At 41.6% G+C, this 803-nt stretch carries 2 pseudogenes and 1 riboswitch; of the pseudogenes, one reads left to right on the forward strand and one right to left on the reverse strand.

The features are described 5' to 3' along the window. Positions 1-174: pseudogene (locus KIV40_RS28260) on the reverse strand (alanine--glyoxylate aminotransferase family protein); the annotation flags it as partial. A 176-nt stretch (positions 175-350) separates the two neighbouring features. After that, a riboswitch (Lysine riboswitch) is annotated at positions 351-528 on the forward strand. Positions 529-634: 106 nt separating this feature from the next. On the opposite strand from KIV40_RS28260, the pseudogene KIV40_RS28265 reads away from it, so the two are divergent. Further along, positions 635-803: pseudogene (locus tag KIV40_RS28265) on the forward strand (lysine-sensitive aspartokinase 3); the annotation flags it as partial.

Consider the following 803-nt stretch of genomic DNA (forward strand, 5'->3'; position numbering starts at 1 on the left):
TAGCTGCTTCACCTCATCCATCATATTGATAAACAAAGGATCTAAATGGCCAATAGTAGGACGACTCAGAGCCTGTAGCACTCGTGGTGAAATATCAGAAGGCCCAGGTCCCATTAGCGTACGATGAGGAGGAAAAAAGCTTTCAGCAGTGGAGTTTGCGTGCAGGTTCGACATAATTATCCCTTATGTTTATGACATGAACCTTCCACACTAAAGCAAATCCACTACCTCAGCAATTAGTCGAAAGTCTCGAGGTCAAACCAGTGTCACAGAATTGTTAAATTTATTTTCACTTTATCTTGAGTTACCGATTGACATTCTTATCGCAAACACGTTCAATAAAACAGCTATCAAGCAGAAGAGGAGCACTGCCCAGGTAGATGTTTTGTGGAGCCACATTTCCAATACAAAACATTCAGGGGGAGCAGTGCCGAGGTAACTGAAACATGTCGGGTTTCTGTTATCGGTTAATTGGGCTGAATCCCATTAACTGTCATCATTCCAATATGATGAGGAGCTTCTGAGGTTTACAATTCAAATACACACCTCTCTTTTTGCTCTAAACACTCTCTTCAAACATTGGACGTTGGATTACCAACAGTAATTTTTATTTTAGGAAGTCGGGAGATTTATCGTGAGCGCATCTAATGTAGCTGGTTCTTTTAATGTCGCCAAATTTGGTGGGACAAGTGTTGCTAACTTTAAGGCAATGAGTCGCTGTGCAGCCATTATTGAGAATAACCCAAATACCAAGCTTGTTGTCAGCAGTGCGTGCTCTGGTGTAACCAACCTATTAGTCGAAT

It is taken from the genome of Vibrio sp. D173a (genome assembly GCF_030248475.1).